This window comes from Pseudomonas sp. 21 (assembly GCF_000955805.1).
Lineage (GTDB): Bacteria > Pseudomonadota > Gammaproteobacteria > Pseudomonadales > Pseudomonadaceae > Pseudomonas.
Map to the genome: position 1 here is coordinate 90,276 of NZ_JYOA01000005.1, position 17,262 is coordinate 107,537.

The following is a 17,262-nucleotide window of genomic DNA, read 5'->3' on the forward strand; positions in this document are numbered from 1 at the left end:
TTACGCAGCGATCAGTTCTTCCTGGCAGAGCTGGCAGGCCAGCATGCCGAGGGTCATGATCGCCCGCTCCGCCTCACGGTCCCACGGGATGCCGCAGGTCAGGCGCAGGCAGTTGTTGAACTGCTCGGTGTTACTGAAGATCAGCCCCGGCGCGATGCTGATGCCCTGCTCCAGCGCGCGCACGTGCAATTCCTTGGTGTTCACCTTGGCCGGCAGGCTGACCCAGAGGATGAAGCCCCCCTTGGGCCGGGTCATCTGCGTACCTTCGGGGAAGTACTGCTGCACCGCCAGCTGGTAGGCGGTCATGTTCTTGCGGTACTCCTGGCGGATGTAGCGCAGGTGCCGGTCGTAGCCGCCATTCTCCAGGTATGCCGCCACGCCCATCTGGGTGACGGTGCACGCCGAATGCGTGGTGAAGGTCTGCAGACGGCGGATTTCTTCCTGGTAGCGCTCGGTGATGATCCAGCCAATGCGCACGCCGGGGGAAATCGTCTTGGAGAAACTCGAGCAATACACCACGCGACCGTCGCGGTCGTGGGCCTTGAGCGCCTTGGTCTGGCCCTGGTCGAACATCAGTTCGCCATAGATATCGTCTTCGATCACGCCGATGTTGTGCTCGGCGGTGAGCTTGAGCAGCGCCTTCTGGCGGTCCTCCGGAATGGTGCCACCCAGCGGATTGCTCAGGCGCGCGGTCAGCACCAGCGCCTTGATCGGCCACTGGTTGGCCGCCAGCTGCAGGGCTTCCAGGCTGATGCCCGTCAGCGGGTCGCTGGGGATCTCGATGACCTTCAGACCGAGGATGTCGGCCAACTGCAGCAAGCCGTAGTAACTCGGCGACTCGGTGGCGATCAGGTCGCCTGGACGGGTCATCACGCGCAAGGCCATGTGGATGGCGTCCACGCAGCCATGGGTGATGGTCACCTGGGTCGGGTCGACCACCACGCCGGCATCGCGCATGCGGATCGCCACCTGGCGGCGCAACGGCTCGTAGCCGGGGCTGAACATGTAGCTGAAGGCGCGCGGGCTGGAGAAGCGGGTGACCTTGGCCAACTGCTGGTGCAGCGCGCGGACCGGGAGGTAATCCACGTGCGGCACGGCAGCGCCCAGCGGAAACACGCCTTCGCGGCGCGCTTCGGCGAGCACCTGGTTGATGATGCTGCTGCGCGTGACCAGGCCAGGCCGCTCGACACGGGCGATGTCCGGGGTCGAGGCGGTCAGCGCCGGTGTGCGGTGCACGTAGAAGCCGGATTGCGGGCGCGCGCGGATCAGCCCCTGGTCTTCGAGGGTGGCGTAGGCCTGGAGCACCGTGGCATGGCTGACGTTGAGCTGAGTGCTCAACTTGCGCACGGACGGCACGCGCTCGCCCGGCTGGTAGACACCACGACGGATGTCTTCCGCCAGTTGCTGGGCGATGCGCTGGTAGAGCAGCAGATTGGACATGACGGCCATCCCTCGGTCATTGAACCGAAACAGTAGCCAAAAAGTGCAAACTGTTCCAGAACAGTCGGAAACATTCCGTCCGATACAGTCATGCCGCCCTGTCCGCTCAGATTTCCCCGAGCCAGTCCAGCAGCCCCGCCACCACCAGTTGCGCATCGGTGGTCAGGCCGAGCTTCTGCATGGCGTTGCGCTTGTGAGTGCTGATGGTGGAGACGCTGCGGTTGGTCCGCTCGGCGATTTCCCCCACCGTGGCGCCATGGGCCAGGCGACGGATGATATCGATCTCGGTCGGGCTCAGCGGCTTGCCGGTATGGCGCGGCGGCCGCAGCATCGGGTCGATGTAGGTCTCGCCCTTGCGGATGCGGGCGATGGCGTCGTCCAGCAGGCTCAGCGGGTTGCGCTTGCAGACGTAGCCCACGGCGCCGCACTTGACCGCCGCAGTCGCCAACAGCGGCGCGCCCATGACCGAGTAGACCAGTACAGGCACTTCCGGATGGTGGCGCTGCAGCCATTCGATCAGGTGCACGCCGTCACGCCCACGGGCGCCGGGCAGCGCCAGCTCGACGATGGCCAGGTCGACCTCGGGATGGGCATCGAGCACATCCAGCAGGCTGTCGGTATCGCTGACGAAGGCTTTCACCTGCGCCAGTTCTCGCTCCAGCAGATAGCGTTCGAGGCCCCAACCGATCATCGGTTGCGGGTCCGCCACGATTACATTGAAAAGCTTCTTTTCCGATGACATCTCGTTCTCTCGTCTACAGCTCCCCTGAGGGGATTAGTCGCACCTGGCTATTTTCGCCAAGCTGCGACTCGAAAGATTTCGAGATCCCCCTGACAAAAAACCCCGGAGCCTGGGCTTCCGGGGTTTTCCTGTGACGGGATATTGCGAAGGGATCAGCGTTCGGCGCCCAGCTGGCCCTTCTCGTCGGAGAAGACGATCTCCACCCGGCGGTTCTGCGCGCGCCCCAGCGACGAGGCGTTATCCGAAATCGGATAGGCCTCGCCATAGCCCTGTACCTGGACGCGCTTCTGGTCCACACCCAGGTCGGTCAGAGCATCAGCCACGGCCTGCGCACGGTCCTTGGACAACTGCAGATTCTGTTCGCGGTCGCCTTCGGCGTCGGTGTAGCCCTCGATGCGGATCACCCGGCGCGGATTGAGCTGGAGGAACTGCACCAGCTTGAGCACGGTGCGATTGGCGGCGGGCTTGAGGTCCGCTTCGCCGCTGTCGAACAGCACATCGCCCAGGGTCAGCACCAGGCCGCGCTCGGTTTCGTTGGTGGCGAGACTGACCATCTGCTGCTCCAGCCACTTGCTCTGCTCCTGCACGTTGAGCAGGCGCGCTTCGCGCATCGCCAGTTGCAGACGCTCACGCTCCATCTGCTGCTTGCCCAGGCGCTCCTGGTTCAGCGCCAGGTTGCTGTGCTCGCGGGCGATCTCGCTGTAGCGCTGGCTGAGGTAGGAATACTGCAGCACGTCGTCGCTGCTGCCCCAGTAGTTGGACAGGCGTTCGGCACGGGCCAGCGACTCGCCGGCGCGGATCACGTCCTTGGGCGCACTGCGCAGCACCGAGGAGTCTTCCTTCACGGCCTGGAACTGCAGGCGGGCCTGCTCCAGGGATTTCTCGCTGAGCTGGCTGTTGGCGCAGCCGGCCAGCAGGACCGCACTCGACAGTGCAGCCAGACGCAACAGTTGCAGGGAAGTCATTGCACTTCTCCCAACTGTTTGCGCAGGCGGTTGATGCTCTTGCCCTGCTCGGCCAGTTGCTCGGCGCTCTTGCGCGTCAACTCCTTGGCCTCGGCCAGGCGGGCGTCGAGCTCGGCCTGCTCGGCGAGCTGCCGCGCCTTCTTGTTCGAGCCGACCGCCAGGGCGCCCTTGGCGGCCTGGTACTTGTCCTCGGCGAGCTTGAGCTCGGCCACGTCATCGGTCGCACCCACGGCCTTGGCCTGTTCCAGCGCCTGCTCGGTGAGGCGCATCTGTTCGTTGGGTGCCGGGTCGTTCGTCGCACAGCCGGCCACTGCAAACAAAGCCAGGCCGGCGACCATCATCCGTCGATTGATCACGAAATCTATTGTCCTACTCGGTGGGAGTGCTGGCAGGCTGCAGCTGCTGGGCCTTCCAGCGGGCCAGGTTGTCCTGCAGCAGGCGCTGCGGGACTCCGGCGGCCGTCAATTCTGTCATTTTTTTCGCCAGTTGTCCGCGCAGCCACGGGTCATTGCAGGCCGAGTTGTGCGCCACGGTCAGGTACAGACCTTCGCTGGAGATCGGCGGTTCCAGCGGCTGCAGGTCGTCGGCCATGCCGAGGGTATCGGCGACCGCCAGGCCGGGATAGTGCTCGTAGATCACATAATCCGAACGCTTGAGCAGCAGTTTCTGGAACGCCTGGGTCAGGCTGGGCACCTCTTCCAGGACCAGCTCCTGCTTGGCGAAGGTGTCGAAGTCCGGGCCGAAGCTGTTGTTCACCAGGGTACCGCCCTTCAGGCCGCGCAGGTCGTCGCGACCGGTGTAGGGCGTGGTGGCGTCCTTGCGCATCCAGACCACGTTGTCGGTGGTGAGAAAGGCCGGATGGATGTAGTCCATGGTCTCCAGGCGCGGCGGTGTGAGGAAGGCGCCAGCGATCAGGTCGACCCGACCCAGTCGCGCCTCTTCCTGCGCACGCGCCCAGGAACCGGTGTAGATCACCCGGATATTCACTCCGACCGCCTTGCCGATCTGTTCCAGCAGGTCGGCGTTGGCGCCGATCAGGCGCTCCGGCTGCGCCGGGTCGCGCCACAGGTAGGGCGGGTATTCCGGGTTACCGGTGGCCACCAGGCGCTCGCACTTGCCGGCGGCAGAACCGACCAGGGGCATTGAGAAAGTCACCAGCAACAGCGCCGCACGGATCAGCGTGGAGCAATCAGGCATCGGTAGTCTCGCTCACCAGAAGAAAGAACGGCCATGCTTAGAGCCGCAAAATGCTAGCGTAAAGCACACCGACCCGATTTGGTAATAAGGACTTCTCATGAAGAAAGCCCTTCTGGCCCTTCTCCTGGCGATAGCCGTCGCCGCTGGCGTGCTCTACGCCTTCCCCTCCACCCTGCTGGCAACCGCGCAGTATGTCGAAAGCGCCCGCGCCCGGCTGTCCACCAACAGCCTGCAGGTCGACGACCTCGACATCACTTACTACGAGGGCGGCCCGGACAAGGCCCAGACCATCCTGCTGATCCACGGCTTCGGCGCCGACAAGAGCAACTGGCCGCGCTTCGCCCGCTTCCTGACCCAGGACTATCACGTCATCGCGGTCGACCTGCCGGGCTTCGGCGACAGCAGCAAGCCTGCAAACATCAGCTATGACGTCGGCACCCAGGCCGAGCGCCTGGCGGATTTCATGCGCGAACAGGGCATCGGCCGCTTCCACGTGGTCGGCAACTCCATGGGCGGGCACATCGCCGCACTGCTGGCCGCGCGGCATCCGCAGGAAGTGCTGTCGGTCGGCCTGTTCGACAACGCCGGCGTCATCGCACCGCACCCGAGCGAGCTGTTCGAGCGCCTCAAGAACGGCGAAAACCCGCTGGTGCTGCGCTCGGTGGACGACTTCCCTGCACTGCTCGACTTCGTCTTTGTGCAGAAGCCGCCGCTGCCGTCACGGCTGCAGGACTACCTGGCGGAACGCGCGCTGGAGCGCAGCGCATTCAACGGCATGGTCTTCCAGCAGCTACGTGAGCGCTACATCCCGCTGGAACCCGAGCTGCCGAAGATCACCGCACCGACCCTGCTGCTGTGGGGCGACCGTGACCGCGTGCTGGACGTATCCAGCATCGACGTGATGAAGCCGCTGCTGAAGAAACCCAGCGTGGCCATCCTGCGCGATTGCGGCCATGTGCCGATGATCGAGCGCCCGGAGGAAACCGCCCGCCTCTACCTGGACTTCCTCCAGCGCAATCATGCGCCCGTGACCGCATCGAACTGACCCAGGCTGGAAAACCAAAACGGCGCCCGAAGGCGCCGTTTTGGTTGGTGCAGACTCAGAGCTGGATCAGATTCGGAATCTGCACATCCGGATTGACGTCCTGCTCGTAGTCCACGCCGGCGATCTCGAAGCCGAAGAGACGCAGGAACTCGGACTTGTAGCCAGTGAAGTCGGTCAGCTGGTACAGGTTCTCGTTGGTGACCTTGTTCCACAGGTCCTTCACGGTGTCCTGCACGTCCGGCTGCAGTTCCTTGTAGTCGGCGCGCAGGCGACCATCGGCGTCCAGGTGCGGCTCGGCGCCGTACAGGCTTTCACGGAACAGGCCGTCGACCTGCTCGATGCAGCCTTCGTGGGTGCCCTTCTCCTTCATCACCTTGAACAGCAGCGACAGGTACAGCGGCATCATCGGGATGGCCGAGCTGGCCTGGGTGACCACGGCCTTCAGCACCGAAACACGGGCGTCGCCACCGGTGGCGGCCAATTTCTCGCGAATGCCCAGGACCTTCTGGTCCAGGTCCTTCTTGGCGGCGCCGATGGAGCCGTTCCAGTACAGATCATGGGTGATCTCTTCGCCCAGGTAGGTGAAGGCGGTGGTCTTGGCGCCATCGGCCAGCACACCGGCTTCCTGCAGCGCGTCGATCCACATCTGCCAGTCTTCACCGCCCATCACCGCTACGGTGTTGGCGATCTCGGCCTCAGTGGCCGGCTCCATCACGCTTTCCTTGATCACTTCCTTGTCGGTGTCCAGACCACGGAAGTTGACGGCCTTGCCGACCGGCTTGAGCACGGAGTTGAAGACCTCGCCGGTCTTCGGATGGGTACGGCGCGGCGCGGCCAGGCTGTAGACGACCAGGTCGACCTTGCCCAGGTCCTGCTTGATGGTCTCGATGGTGGCTTTCTTCACCTCATCGGAGAATGCGTCGCCATTGATGCTGCGCGCATACAGGCCCTTGGCCTTGGCGAACTTCTCGAAGGCAGCGGAGTTGTACCAGCCGGCGGTGCCCGCCTTGGTCTCGCTGCCCGGACGCTCGAAGAACACGCCCAGGGTGTCGGCACCGGCACCAAAGGCGGCGCTGATGCGCGCGGCCAGGCCATAGCCGGTGGAGGAACCGATGACCAGGACCTTCTTCGGACCGTTGGCGATGGGGCCGTGCGCCTCGACGTACTCGATCTGTTCCTTGACGTTGGCTTCACAGCCGGTCGGGTGGGTAGTGACGCAGATGAAGCCACGCACGCGCGGTTTGATGATCATGAAAACCTCGGTAGCCAGGTGTCGATTGAACACATTCAGGAACTGGAGACGTCGCGCATTGTAGATGAGACACCTTCGCCGGTGGACTTCTCGGCAAAGATTCGTGACCAATGGGTCATCGGCGCAGCAAAACGCTCATTTCCCGAGGAAAATCAGCGACCTGAAATGAAAGAACCCGCCACGGGGGCGGGTTCCTTCAACAAGCGGATCGGGCTCAGATGGCCTTTTCCAGCTCCGGTACGGCTTCGAACAGGTCGGCGACCAGGCCGTAGTCGGCGACCTGGAAGATCGGCGCCTCTTCGTCCTTGTTGATCGCAACGATCACTTTCGAATCCTTCATGCCCGCCAGGTGCTGGATGGCGCCGGAGATACCGACGGCCACGTACAGCTGCGGAGCAACGATCTTGCCGGTCTGGCCGACCTGCATGTCGTTCGGCACGAAGCCGGCGTCAACGGCAGCGCGGGAAGCGCCGACGGCAGCGCCCAGCTTGTCAGCCAGGGAGTACAGAATGCTGAAGTTGTCGCCATTGCCCATGCCGCGGCCGCCGGAAACGACGATCTTGGCAGCGGTCAGTTCCGGACGGTCGGACTTGGCCAGCTCTTCACCGACGAAGGCGGACTTGCCGGCATCGGCCGGGCCGGAAACGGCTTCAACAGCGGCGGAACCACCTTCGGCAGCGACGGCGTCGAAGCCGGTGCCACGCACGGTGATGACCTTGACGGCAGCCGAGGACTGCACGGTAGCGATGGCGTTACCGGCGTAGATCGGGCGCTTGAAGGTGTCGGCGCTGACCACTTCGATGATCTCGGAGATCTGGTCGACGTCCAGCAGGGCGGCAACGCGCGGCAGGAAGTTCTTGCCGTTGGTGGTGGCGGCGGCCAGCACGTGGCTGTAGCCCTTGCCCAGCTCAGCGATCAGCGGAGCAACGTTCTCCGGCAGCTGATGAGCGTAGGCGGCGTTGTCGGCGACCAGCACCTTGGAAACACCGGCGATCTTGGCAGCGGCTTCGGCCACGCCACCGACGTTCTGGCCAGCGACCAGGACAGCGATGTCACCACCGATCTTCTGCGCGGCAGCGACAGTGTTCAGAGTGGCAGCGCCCAGTGCGCCGTTGTTGTGCTCAGCGATTACCAGGATAGCCATCAGATTACTTTCGCCTCGTTCTTCAGTTTCTCGACCAGTTCGGCAACGGACTTGACCTTGATGCCGGCGCTACGGGCAGCCGGAGCTTCGACTTTCACGGTCTTCACGGTGGAAGCGGTGGAAACGCCCAGGGCGTCCGGGGTCACCACGTCCAGCGGCTTCTTCTTCGCTTTCATGATGTTGGGCAGCGACGCGTAGCGCGGCTCGTTCAGGCGCAGGTCGGTGGTGACGATTGCCGGCAGGTTCAGGGCAACGGTCTGCAGGCCGCCGTCGATTTCACGGGTGACGTTGACCTTGTCGCCAGCGACTTCCACCTTGGAGGCGAAAGTGCCCTGGGCGTAGCCGGTCAGCGCAGCCAGCATCTGGCCGGTCTGGTTGTTGTCGCTGTCGATGGCCTGCTTGCCGAGGATGACCAGCTGCGGCTGCTCTTTGTCGACCAGGGCTTTCAGCGACTTGGCGATGGCCAGGGAGCTCAGTTCTTCGTTGGTTTCAACGAGGATGGCGCGATCAGCACCCAGAGCCAGCGCGGTACGCAGTTGCTCCTGGGCAGCAGTCGGGCCGACGGAGACCGCAACGATCTCGGTGACGACGCCTTTCTCTTTCAGGCGGACGGCCTCTTCCACGGCGATTTCGCAGAAGGGGTTCATGGACATCTTGACGTTGGCGAGATCGACGCCGGAGTTGTCCGCCTTGACGCGGACCTTGACGTTATAGTCAACCACTCGTTTGACAGCTACAAGAACCTTCATGGATTCCTCGTTTTTCTCCGGTGAATAGGAATGTCGCCAGACAGGCCTGGCCGGTAGTGCACGCCATCTGCGACTACATCCAGCGCAACGCGACCGCAAAACCGCAGGTATCTTGACCGCATCGACCGGGCGGGTCAATACACGAAAATACCCCTTCATAAGCCGCGGACCCCGATTCTATCAGGGTTACGTGCGATTCAAACAAACGTTTGTATTGCCCTCGATAAAGGGTTTAGATATAGCAACAGGTCTAGCTATAATGCGCCCCGCTCTTACTGGGTGGGGGCGCGCCCATCCCAATACCTACAAAATGCCCAGAGCCTTGATTCAGGAGAGATCGATAGTGGAACGCGAATTTATGGAATTCGACGTCGTCATCGTCGGCGCCGGCCCTGCCGGTCTGTCCGCCGCTTGCCGACTGAAACAGAAGGCCGCCGACGCCGGTCAGGAAATCAGCGTCTGTGTGGTCGAGAAGGGTTCCGAAGTGGGCGCCCACATCCTCTCGGGCGCCGTGTTCGAGCCCCGCGCGCTGAACGAGCTGTTCCCCAACTGGAAGGAACTCGAAGCGCCGCTCAACACCCCCGTCAAGCGCGACGACATCTATGTGCTGAAGAGCCCGGAAGCGGCGGCCAAGGTGCCGAACTTCTTCGTGCCCAAGACCATGCACAACGAAGGCAACTACATCATTTCCCTGGGCAACCTGTGCCGATGGCTGGCCCAGCAGGCCGAAGGCCTGGGCGTCGAGATCTACCCGGGCTTCGCCGCCCAGGAAGCGCTGATCGACGAGAATGGCGTGGTGCGCGGCATTGTCACCGGTGACCTGGGCGTCGACCGCGAAGGCAATCCGAAAGAGGGTTACTACACCCCGGGCATGGAACTGCGTGCCAAGTACACCCTGTTCGCCGAAGGCTGCCGTGGCCACATCGGCAAGCAACTGATCAAGAAGTACAAGCTCGACAGCGAAGCCGACGCCCAGCACTACGGCATCGGCATCAAGGAAATCTGGGACATCGACCCGTCCAAGCATGAGCAAGGCCTGGTCGTACACACCGCCGGCTGGCCGCTGAACGACGACAACCCGGGCGGCTCCTTCCTTTATCACCTGGAGAACAACCAGGTGGTGGTCGGCCTGATCATCGACCTGTCCTACACCAACCCGCACCTGTCGCCGTTCGACGAGTTCCAGCGCTACAAGCACCACCCGGTGATCAAGCAGTACCTGGAAGGCGGCAAGCGCGTGGCCTATGGTGCTCGCGCCATCTGCAAGGGCGGCCTGAACTCGCTGCCGAAGATGGTCTTCCCCGGCGGCGCACTGATCGGTTGTGACCTCGGCACCCTGAACTTCGCCAAGATCAAGGGCAGCCACACCGCCATGAAGTCCGGCATGCTGGCCGCCGACTCCGTTGCCGAAGCCCTGTTCGCCGGCCGCGAAGGCGGTGACGAGCTGACCAACTACGTCGAGGCCTTCAAGGGCAGCTGGCTGTACGACGAACTGTTCCGCAGCCGCAACTTCGGCGCGGCGATGCACAAGTTCGGCGCCATCGGTGGCGGTGCGTTCAACTTCATCGACCAGAACATCTTCGGCGGCAAGCTTCCGTTCACCCTGCACGATACGACGCCGGACTACGCGACCCTGAAGAAGGCCAGCGAAGCGCCGAAGATCGACTATCCGAAGCCGGACGGCAAACTCAGCTTCGACAAGCTCTCCTCGGTGTTCCTGTCCAACACCAACCACGAGGAAGACCAGCCGATCCACCTGAAGCTGACCGACCCGAACACCCCGATCGCGAAGAACCTGCCGCTCTACGACGAGCCCGCGCAGCGTTACTGCCCGGCCGGCGTGTACGAAGTGGTAAGCAACGACGATGGCAGCAAGCGCTTCCAGATCAACGCCCAGAACTGCGTACACTGCAAGACCTGCGACATCAAGGACCCGGCCCAGAACATCACCTGGGTTGCCCCCGAGGGCACCGGCGGCCCGAACTACCCCAACATGTAATTGCGTTGGCGGTAACGAAAAAGGCTCCCTCGGGAGCCTTTTTTGCAAGTTCGAAAAAGTTGTAGCGAAGCCGGATTCGAACTACCGGCCGCGTTCAGACCATAGGGTCACGGCTGCGGCGCGATGGGGAAGAACTCCCCCGAACTCCAGACACCCAGCCAGACAACGCCGGCGATCTCGCGGGGAACCGCCAGTTCCACCAGCTGGTAGAACACATTGCGGTGGATCAGCGCCTCCAGATTCACCCGCACCAGAACGTAGGGCGACGGCTCCTGAGTCTGCGGGTCCAGGTCGACGCGGATCGGATGCGCGGCATCGGCCACCACCTCGTCCTCGACGTTGGTGGTGAAGCGCAACACCTGCTGCTCTCCCTCCCCTTCGACCGCCAGGGTGACTGCGACGAAAGGCGCGTCATCGACCGTGATCCCGCACTTCTCCACCGGAGTGACCAGGAAATAGTCGTCGCCATCGCGGCGGAGGATGGTGGAGAACAGCCGCACCATCGGCTTGCGGCCGATCGGCGTGCCCAGGTAATACCAGGTGCCGTCGCGGGCGATGCGCATGTCGATATCGCCGCAGCAATCGGGGTTCCACAGATGTACCGGCGGCAGCCCCTTGTCCTTGCTGGCGGGAATCTGCGCCAGCAGGTTGCCGGCCCGCTCCGATTGAACCTGTGGATCAGTCATTGGTACTCCTCTCGCGTCTTCACCCCCAGCAGGCTGCGGGCATAGTCTTCCAGCGGTTGCCCGATCAGGTCCTCGGGGCTGGCATCATAGAATGTCAGAAAACCGCCGCGGCTGCGGATAGTCGCACTGTCCACCAGGTAGCGGTTGTCGGTCTCGATCAGCATCACCTGGATCACGCTGCGGTCACGGCCCACGGCGTTGTCGGTGTCTTCGTACTGCTCGTAGGTCCCGGCATTGTCCTCTCCACGGGCGAATCGCGTATACAGCAGATAATTGGCGCCCGCCGCGCGCGCCTCCTGCATGGCGCCCTCAAGCCCCAGCGGACTCTTGGCCCGACGGACCAGCGGGAAGTACTGGACGAAGCCCTTGAACGCCTCCTCCGCCACCACGTTGGGTCGTGCATAGGGATGCCCCGGCGGCACGAACGGCCCTTGGGCGATGTAGATGAAGGAGTCCTGCTGCAGGCGCCAGTTCGAGGTGCGGCGGGTCTGGCTGTGATCGAGGAAGCCCGCGTCGCGCAGGTAGTAATCGGTGCCGTCGGCCAGGTCGTTGGGGCTCATGCAGCCGCCCAGGGCGGCGAAGGCAAGGATCAGTATCAGTTGGCGCATGCAAAGTCTCCGGAGCCGGCGACGAAAAACCGGCATTCGGACAGGCAATGCAGCTTCCGCGCCATCACAAGCCGCGCTGCCATTCCTGGCGCAAATGCGCGCGCTGGGGTTGCTCGATGGCCTGGCGAACCTGGGCCAGCAACTTCGCCTTGTCCGCGCCCAGCGTGCCCTTGAGCACCAGGTAGTTGGACGCATGGTCGCTGCGAAACACCGTGTCGTTCAGCGCCAGCGCGCTCAGCAGGCGCTCGATCTCGACGAACAGCTCGGCCTGCGAAAGCGGCTGGAAGTCCGGGAAGCCAGCGCGGAAGCGCTCCTCGCCCGTCGGGAAAGTCACCACCAGGGTGGAGAGGAATTCCGGCTGCGCTTCGTTCATCAGGCGCGCCGAGTTGTCGGCGTGCTGGGCGCTCAACGTGCTGCCGCCCAGACCGTTGAGGATCATCACCGAGCGCGTGATTCCCGCCTCGCCCAGCTTCTGCAGGGCATCCAGCGTGGAGGCATAGGTCTCGCCCTTGCTCACCCGCGCCAGCACTTCGTCGTCGCCGGACTCGGCGCCCACGTAGGCCATGCGCAGGCCGGCGTCGGCGAGCTCCTTCAGCTCCTCCACCGACTTCTTGCGCAGGTTGCGCGGCAGGCAGTAGCTGGAAACGCGGTCCACCTCGGGCATGTGCTCGCGGATCGCGCGGAGGATGTTGAGCAGGCGCCGCGTCGGCAGCACCAGCGCATCGCCGTCGGCCAGGAACACCCGCTGGACGATCAGGCGCTCGCCACAGCGGCGAATCTCCTCCAGCACCTCGACCTCGTCACGGGCGCGGAATTTCTTCTGCGGCTGGGTGTACATCTCGCAGAAGCCGCACTGGTTCCACGAACAACCGTTGGTAACCGGAAGAATGAGCGAGTTCGCCTCGCTCGGTGGCCGGAAGACCGGCTCGATATAGGAAATGGGGAATTCGTTGGGCATGGGCTCATCAGGTCTGGGGGCGGTCTCAGCCGCCGATGATCTTCATGATGGTGACGCCGCCGGAGAAGGCAACTTCCTGCTTGTCCGCCAGTGCGCGCACCAGCAGCCGTTGCAGGGCCGGGAGCGCCTGGTGACGCGGCTTGTCGAGCAGATCGCCGACGTAGTGGCGATTGCTCGAGGACAGGCAGCCATGCAGCCAGCCGGTGGAGGACAGGCGCAGGCGCGAACAGGTGCGGCAGAACGGCACGCTCTCGTTGGCGATCACGCCGAAGAAGCCCTGCCCCGGCACCTCGTAGCGCAGGGCGGTGGCATCCACCGGCGCATCCGCCTGGATGTAGGGGTGACACTCGCCAATCAGCTCGAGCAGCTCGGTCATGCCAATGAACTGCTGGTTGAAACCGTTCGGGTCGCGGGCCAGGTGGCCCATGCGCATGAGCTCGATGAAGCGCAGCTCGAAGCCATGTTCCAGGCAGTAGTCCAGCAGCGGCACCACCTGGTCGAGGTTCTGCCCGCGCAGGGGCACCATGTTGAGCTTGATCTTCAGGCCCGCGGCGCGAGCCTCGTCGAGCCCCCTGAGCACGGTGGCCAGATCGCCGCCGCGGGCGATGCGCCGGAAGGCGCCTGCATCCAGGGTATCGAGGGAAACATTGAGGCGGCGGATGCCGCAGTCCAGCAACAGCGGCAACTTCTTCGACAGCAGCTGGCCGTTGGTGGTGATGGCGATGTCCCGCAGGCCGAGGCGGCTGACACCGTGCAGGAAGGCATCCAGCTTCGGGCTGACCAGCGGTTCGCCGCCGGTGATCCGCAGCCGCTCGATGCCAGCGGCCTCGATCAGGTAGGCGACCCCGCGCACCAGCGAATCGGCAGAAAGCTCGTCCTGCGCGGCGACCAGACGCTTGCCGTCCGGCACGCAGTAGGTGCAGGCGTAGTTGCACGCGGCGGTCAGGCTGACCCGCAGGTTGCGGAAGCGCCTGCCCTGGCGGTCGACGATCATGCTCGGCTCCGGTGGGAATCACTCATGCAAGTATATCCCCACCCTCACCACAAGCCCTGTCGCAACTGCGACGATGGGCCATCTGAATGGCGACTCAGGCGGCCGGCGTATCGCCGTCGCGCTTGCGCTTGTTACCCATGCGCACGCCGATGTCCATGAGGAACTGGAAGAAGCCCTCCTGGTCCTCCAGCACTTCGCGCCAGAATGGCGAGTGGTACAGCGCCACGGCGCCATGCACCAGCGCCCAGGCCGCGCAGTAGTGGAAGTAGGCCGGCACGTCTTCCAGCTTGCCCGCGGCGATGCGCTCCTTGATCAGCTGGCTCAGGCGCTCGAAGTTGGATTCGCGGATCTTGTGCAGCTCCTCGACCATCTCCGGGACCTGGCTGGTCTTCACCACCTTTTCTTCCAGGCGGTCGAACAGGCGGTAGCGCTGCGGGTCGCGCATGCGGAACTCGAAGTAGGCACGCGACAGGCGCTCCTTGTCGCGGGCGACGTCTTCGGAATGGAACAGGTCGGCCAGATCGCGCTCGTAGTCCAGCATCAGGCGCAGGTAGATCTCCGCCTTGGACTTGAAGTGCTTGTAGATGGTGCCTTTGCCGATACCCACGGCATCGGCGATCATTTCGACCGTGACACTGTCTTCGCCCTGCTCAAGGAACAGCTTGAGGGCGGTGTCGAGGATTTCCTGTTCGCGACGACGGAATTCGCGAACCTTGCGCGGCTCTTTCTGCATAAAAAGACTGTTCGGTCAAAAATAGTCAAAATTCGAAGCCGCGTATTATGCCTATTCAGCGCCAAATTGCACGGATCATCCGACATGATTAGCTTTTCTTCCGAGTTTCCCCATCAAACCGGCCTGCGCTACCTGAATCACGCGGCGGTAGCGCCCTGGCCCAAGCGCGCCGCAGATGCCGTCGCCGCCTTCGCCCAGGAGAACATCCTGCAGGGAGCCCGCGACTACCCGCAGTGGTTGACCATCGAGAAGCGCCTGCGCGAGCGCCTGATGCGCCTGGTGAACGCCCAGACCACCGGCGACATCGCGCTGGTGAAGAACACCTCCGAGGCCCTGTCGTTCGTCGCCTTCGGCCTGGACTGGCGCGCCGGCGACCAGGTGGTGATCAGCGACCAGGAATTCCCCTCCAACCGCATCGTCTGGGAAGCGCTGAAACCACGCGGCGTGGAGGTCATTCAGGTGAGCCTGGATGGAAACGACCCGGAAGGCGACCTGCTGGCCGCCTGCACCCCGCGCACGCGCCTGCTGTCGATCAGCGCGGTGCAGTACGCCAGCGGCCTGCGCATGGACCTGGAGCGCCTCGGCGTCGGCTGCCGCCAGCGCGGCGTACTGTATTGCATCGATGCCATCCAGCAGCTGGGCGCCCTGCCCTTCGACGTCCAGGCGTATGACTGTGCCTTCGCCATGGCTGACGGCCACAAGTGGATGCTCGGCCCGGAAGGCCTGGGTGTTTTCTATTGCCGCGCCGCCGAGCGCGAGCAACTGGCGTTGCAGGAATACGGCTGGCACATGCTGGAAAACGCCGGCAACTATGACCTCGCCGACTGGCAGCCCGCCCGCAGCGCGCGGCGCTTCGAGTGCGGCAGCCCGAACATGCTCGGCGCAGTGGCGCTGGAGGCCAGCCTGAGCCTGCTGGAGGAAGTCGGCATGGCGAAGGTGGGTGAATTGGTGCAGGCCCGCGTCCAGCAACTGCACGACGGCCTGGGCCAAATCAGCGGCGCCTCACTGCACAGCCCGCTGGAACCGGCCCGTCGCGCCGGCATCCTGACTTTCAGCCTCGCCGGCTGGGACAACGCCCGCCTGCTGGAGCGCCTGCGCGCCGAGCAGGTGGTGTGCATCCAGCGTGGCGCCGGCATCCGCTTCTCGCCGCACTTCTACACCAGCGAGGCGGTCATCGAGGAAACCCTGGGGCTGATCGGGGCTCTGGCGGGGCAATAATGCAGGCGCAACCGAGAAAGCTGCTCAGCCCGGTGTGATGTATTCCAAATCCGTTTAAAAAACATCGGGCACCCTGTGGCGGCCGCCGCATCTTGGCCAATACTTGTAGATACCGGTGCGCGGCATCTCCCCCCAAGTGCCCCGCCGGTGAAGGTACCGAGGATCGCGTACCTTATTGTTACACTCCTAATGGTCTTGACCCGGATTCATCCCCCAGAACCCGGGTTTTTTTTGCGCGCAGGAAATGTATCCGCGCCGACGCAGTCAGGTTGTGAGCGGGAACAGCCGGCGGAAGTTGGCGGTGGTCTGCTCGGCCAGGGTTTCGAAGCTCACCCCGCGCAGCACGGCCAGGTACTCAGCGACTTCGCGCACGTACTCGGGCAGGTTCGGCTTGCCACGGTGGGGGACCGGCGCAAGATAGGGCGAGTCGGTCTCCACCAGCAGGCGATCTACCGGCACCTGGCGGGCCACCTCACGCAATTGCTCGGCGTTGCGGAAGGTGACGATGCCCGACAGCGAGATATAGAAGCCGATATCCAGCGCCGCCTTGGCCATCTCCCAGTCCTCGGTGAAGCAGTGCAGCACACCAGCCTGCGGCAGCGCCGCCTCGCGCAGCAACGCCAGGGTGTCGGCGCGAGCTTCGCGGGTATGCACGATGACCGGTTTGCCGGTGACCTTGGCGGCCTCCAGGTGCAGGCGGAAGGCTTCCTGCTGCAACTCGGCGGCTTCGGGCTCGTAGTGATAGTCCAGGCCGGTCTCGCCGATGGCCACCACGCGCGGGTGGTTCAGCTCGCCCAGCAACCAGTCCAGCGCCGGCGCGGCGCCGGGCTCCAGGTCCAGCGGATGGACGCCCACCGAGCAATGCACGTCGGCATAGCGATCCGCCAGGTCCTTCACTGCCCTGGCATTGTCCGCACTCACGCCGATGCACAGGAACTGGCTGACGCCGCGCGCACGAGCGGCATCCAGCGCGGCATCCAGCGATCCGCCGTGGGCGGCGAGATCGAGGCGATCGAGGTGGCAGTGGGAATCGACCAGCATAAAAACCTTCTCCGGAAAATGACGAAGCGCCCCTCGGGGCGCTTCGTGTTTGCAGCCTGTACAGGCTGCCATTCTCGCATGGTATGAACTACAGGGTATGGGCTACATGGTATGGGTCGGGCGGTCCGACTTCAGCGCGCCGGCGAGGTAGGTCTCGATCTTGTTGCGCGCGGTATTGTCGCCGTCGTTGAACTGCACGCCGATGCCGGCGGCGCGGTTGCCCTGGGCGCCCTTCGGAGTGATCCAGACCACCTTGCCGGCGACCGGGATCTTTTCTGGCTCGTCCATCAGGTTGAGCAGCATGAAGACCTCATCACCCAGCTTGTAGGTCTTGTTGGTCGGAATGAACAGCCCACCGTTGCGGATGAACGGCATGTAGGCGGCATACAGCACGGATTTGTCCTTGATGGTCAGGGACAGGATTCCGTTACGCGGACCCAGATTTGGTGGCAAGCTCATTCAGCTGTCCTGGCAGATTTTTCCGATGGCCG

At 63.9% G+C, this 17,262-nt stretch carries 18 protein-coding genes; 3 read left to right on the top strand and 15 right to left on the bottom strand.

Annotated elements, in window-relative coordinates; genetic code table 11:
- The 5 genes from UB43_RS13180 to UB43_RS13200 form a co-directional block, all read right to left on the bottom strand.
- Window positions 1-1,440, bottom strand: a complete 1,440-nt coding sequence (locus UB43_RS13180; protein ID WP_045212506.1) for a PLP-dependent aminotransferase family protein — start codon at window positions 1,438-1,440, stop codon at window positions 1-3.
- A gap of 106 nt (window positions 1,441-1,546) precedes the next feature.
- Window positions 1,547-2,182, bottom strand: a complete 636-nt coding sequence (locus tag UB43_RS13185) for a response regulator transcription factor (RefSeq protein ID WP_045211560.1) — start codon at window positions 2,180-2,182, stop codon at window positions 1,547-1,549.
- Window positions 2,183-2,334: 152 nt separating this feature from the next.
- Complete coding sequence (locus tag UB43_RS13190) at window positions 2,335-3,147, bottom strand: OmpA family protein (RefSeq protein ID WP_045211562.1); 813 nt, start codon at window positions 3,145-3,147, stop codon at window positions 2,335-2,337.
- Window positions 3,144-3,488: a DUF4398 domain-containing protein gene (locus UB43_RS13195; RefSeq protein WP_045211563.1), complete on the bottom strand. Its 345-nt coding sequence runs from the start codon at window positions 3,486-3,488 to the stop codon at window positions 3,144-3,146. The genes UB43_RS13190 and UB43_RS13195 overlap by 4 nt, the downstream gene beginning before the upstream one ends.
- A gap of 28 nt (window positions 3,489-3,516) precedes the next feature.
- Window positions 3,517-4,344: an ABC transporter substrate-binding protein gene (locus tag UB43_RS13200; RefSeq protein WP_045211564.1), complete on the bottom strand. Its 828-nt coding sequence runs from the start codon at window positions 4,342-4,344 to the stop codon at window positions 3,517-3,519.
- 97 nt (window positions 4,345-4,441) lie between these two features.
- Between UB43_RS13200 and UB43_RS13205 the strand changes: the two genes are divergently transcribed.
- A complete protein-coding gene (locus UB43_RS13205; protein ID WP_045211565.1) occupies window positions 4,442-5,389 on the top strand; it encodes an alpha/beta fold hydrolase in 948 nt (315 codons plus the stop codon).
- 55 nt (window positions 5,390-5,444) lie between these two features.
- Here UB43_RS13205 and fabV read toward each other — a convergent pair whose 3' ends face one another.
- The 3 genes from fabV to UB43_RS13220 all read right to left on the bottom strand — a co-directional run bounded on the left by fabV (window position 5,445) and on the right by UB43_RS13220 (window position 8,534).
- On the bottom strand, window positions 5,445-6,641 hold the full coding sequence (fabV, locus tag UB43_RS13210; RefSeq protein WP_045211568.1) for an enoyl-ACP reductase FabV: 1,197 nt from the start codon (window positions 6,639-6,641) through the stop codon (window positions 5,445-5,447).
- A gap of 214 nt (window positions 6,642-6,855) precedes the next feature.
- Complete coding sequence (locus tag UB43_RS13215; RefSeq protein WP_045211570.1) at window positions 6,856-7,785, bottom strand: electron transfer flavoprotein subunit alpha/FixB family protein; 930 nt, start codon at window positions 7,783-7,785, stop codon at window positions 6,856-6,858.
- A complete protein-coding gene (locus tag UB43_RS13220; protein ID WP_026078867.1) occupies window positions 7,785-8,534 on the bottom strand; it encodes an electron transfer flavoprotein subunit beta/FixA family protein in 750 nt (249 codons plus the stop codon). The genes UB43_RS13215 and UB43_RS13220 overlap by 1 nt, the downstream gene beginning before the upstream one ends.
- A 310-nt stretch (window positions 8,535-8,844) precedes the next feature.
- Here UB43_RS13220 and UB43_RS13225 point away from each other — a divergent pair, with 310 nt between their 5' ends.
- A complete protein-coding gene (locus UB43_RS13225) occupies window positions 8,845-10,533 on the top strand; it encodes an electron transfer flavoprotein-ubiquinone oxidoreductase (RefSeq protein WP_156160410.1) in 1,689 nt (562 codons plus the stop codon).
- Window positions 10,534-10,640: 107 nt separating this feature from the next.
- Here the strand turns inward: UB43_RS13225 and UB43_RS13230 are convergent, their stop codons facing one another.
- The 5 genes from UB43_RS13230 to UB43_RS13250 all read right to left on the bottom strand — a co-directional run bounded on the left by UB43_RS13230 (window position 10,641) and on the right by UB43_RS13250 (window position 14,512).
- Window positions 10,641-11,219: a DUF1285 domain-containing protein gene (locus UB43_RS13230; RefSeq protein WP_045211575.1), complete on the bottom strand. Its 579-nt coding sequence runs from the start codon at window positions 11,217-11,219 to the stop codon at window positions 10,641-10,643.
- A complete protein-coding gene (locus UB43_RS13235; protein ID WP_045211578.1) occupies window positions 11,216-11,827 on the bottom strand; it encodes a DUF4823 domain-containing protein in 612 nt (203 codons plus the stop codon). Before UB43_RS13235 ends, UB43_RS13230 begins: the two co-directional genes overlap by 4 nt.
- 64 nt (window positions 11,828-11,891) lie before the next feature.
- On the bottom strand, window positions 11,892-12,785 hold the full coding sequence (locus UB43_RS13240) for a radical SAM protein (RefSeq protein WP_045211581.1): 894 nt from the start codon (window positions 12,783-12,785) through the stop codon (window positions 11,892-11,894).
- Between the two features lie 25 nt (window positions 12,786-12,810).
- A complete protein-coding gene (locus tag UB43_RS13245) occupies window positions 12,811-13,779 on the bottom strand; it encodes a GTP 3',8-cyclase MoaA (RefSeq protein ID WP_045211583.1) in 969 nt (322 codons plus the stop codon).
- A 94-nt stretch (window positions 13,780-13,873) separates the two neighbouring features.
- On the bottom strand, window positions 13,874-14,512 hold the full coding sequence (locus UB43_RS13250; protein ID WP_045211585.1) for a TetR/AcrR family transcriptional regulator: 639 nt from the start codon (window positions 14,510-14,512) through the stop codon (window positions 13,874-13,876).
- A gap of 84 nt (window positions 14,513-14,596) precedes the next feature.
- Between UB43_RS13250 and UB43_RS13255 the strand changes: the two genes are divergently transcribed.
- The gene (locus UB43_RS13255; RefSeq protein ID WP_045211588.1) at window positions 14,597-15,730 is read left to right on the top strand and encodes an aminotransferase class V-fold PLP-dependent enzyme; all 1,134 of its coding nucleotides are present in this window, start codon (window positions 14,597-14,599) and stop codon (window positions 15,728-15,730) included.
- A gap of 264 nt (window positions 15,731-15,994) precedes the next feature.
- Here the strand turns inward: UB43_RS13255 and UB43_RS13260 are convergent, their stop codons facing one another.
- Both UB43_RS13260 and UB43_RS13265 read right to left on the bottom strand, forming a co-directional pair.
- Window positions 15,995-16,771: a TatD family hydrolase gene (locus tag UB43_RS13260; RefSeq protein ID WP_045211590.1), complete on the bottom strand. Its 777-nt coding sequence runs from the start codon at window positions 16,769-16,771 to the stop codon at window positions 15,995-15,997.
- A 102-nt stretch (window positions 16,772-16,873) separates the two neighbouring features.
- Window positions 16,874-17,230 (bottom strand): PilZ domain-containing protein, encoded by a 357-nt coding sequence (locus UB43_RS13265; RefSeq protein ID WP_009621447.1) that lies wholly within the window; start codon window positions 17,228-17,230, stop codon window positions 16,874-16,876.
- Between the last annotated feature and the right edge of the window lie 32 nt (window positions 17,231-17,262).

Excerpts from the sequence above, each read along its gene's own strand:
- UB43_RS13180 (WP_045212506.1), bottom strand. The coding sequence starts at position 1,440 with ATGTCCAATCTGCTGCTCTACCAGCGCATCGCCCAGCAACTGGCGGAA.
- UB43_RS13185 (WP_045211560.1), bottom strand. The coding sequence starts at position 2,182 with ATGTCATCGGAAAAGAAGCTTTTCAATGTAATCGTGGCGGACCCGCAA.
- UB43_RS13190 (WP_045211562.1), bottom strand. The coding sequence starts at position 3,147 with ATGACTTCCCTGCAACTGTTGCGTCTGGCTGCACTGTCGAGTGCGGTC.
- UB43_RS13195 (WP_045211563.1), bottom strand. The coding sequence starts at position 3,488 with ATGATGGTCGCCGGCCTGGCTTTGTTTGCAGTGGCCGGCTGTGCGACG.
- UB43_RS13200 (WP_045211564.1), bottom strand. The coding sequence starts at position 4,344 with ATGCCTGATTGCTCCACGCTGATCCGTGCGGCGCTGTTGCTGGTGACT.
- UB43_RS13205 (WP_045211565.1), top strand. The coding sequence starts at position 4,442 with ATGAAGAAAGCCCTTCTGGCCCTTCTCCTGGCGATAGCCGTCGCCGCT.
- fabV (WP_045211568.1), bottom strand. The coding sequence starts at position 6,641 with ATGATCATCAAACCGCGCGTGCGTGGCTTCATCTGCGTCACTACCCAC.
- UB43_RS13215 (WP_045211570.1), bottom strand. The coding sequence starts at position 7,785 with ATGGCTATCCTGGTAATCGCTGAGCACAACAACGGCGCACTGGGCGCT.
- UB43_RS13220 (WP_026078867.1), bottom strand. The coding sequence starts at position 8,534 with ATGAAGGTTCTTGTAGCTGTCAAACGAGTGGTTGACTATAACGTCAAG.
- UB43_RS13225 (WP_156160410.1), top strand. The coding sequence starts at position 8,845 with ATGCCCAGAGCCTTGATTCAGGAGAGATCGATAGTGGAACGCGAATTT.
- UB43_RS13230 (WP_045211575.1), bottom strand. The coding sequence starts at position 11,219 with ATGACTGATCCACAGGTTCAATCGGAGCGGGCCGGCAACCTGCTGGCG.
- UB43_RS13235 (WP_045211578.1), bottom strand. The coding sequence starts at position 11,827 with ATGCGCCAACTGATACTGATCCTTGCCTTCGCCGCCCTGGGCGGCTGC.
- UB43_RS13240 (WP_045211581.1), bottom strand. The coding sequence starts at position 12,785 with ATGCCCAACGAATTCCCCATTTCCTATATCGAGCCGGTCTTCCGGCCA.
- UB43_RS13245 (WP_045211583.1), bottom strand. The coding sequence starts at position 13,779 with ATGATCGTCGACCGCCAGGGCAGGCGCTTCCGCAACCTGCGGGTCAGC.
- UB43_RS13250 (WP_045211585.1), bottom strand. The coding sequence starts at position 14,512 with ATGCAGAAAGAGCCGCGCAAGGTTCGCGAATTCCGTCGTCGCGAACAG.
- UB43_RS13255 (WP_045211588.1), top strand. The coding sequence starts at position 14,597 with ATGATTAGCTTTTCTTCCGAGTTTCCCCATCAAACCGGCCTGCGCTAC.
- UB43_RS13260 (WP_045211590.1), bottom strand. The coding sequence starts at position 16,771 with ATGCTGGTCGATTCCCACTGCCACCTCGATCGCCTCGATCTCGCCGCC.
- UB43_RS13265 (WP_009621447.1), bottom strand. The coding sequence starts at position 17,230 with ATGAGCTTGCCACCAAATCTGGGTCCGCGTAACGGAATCCTGTCCCTG.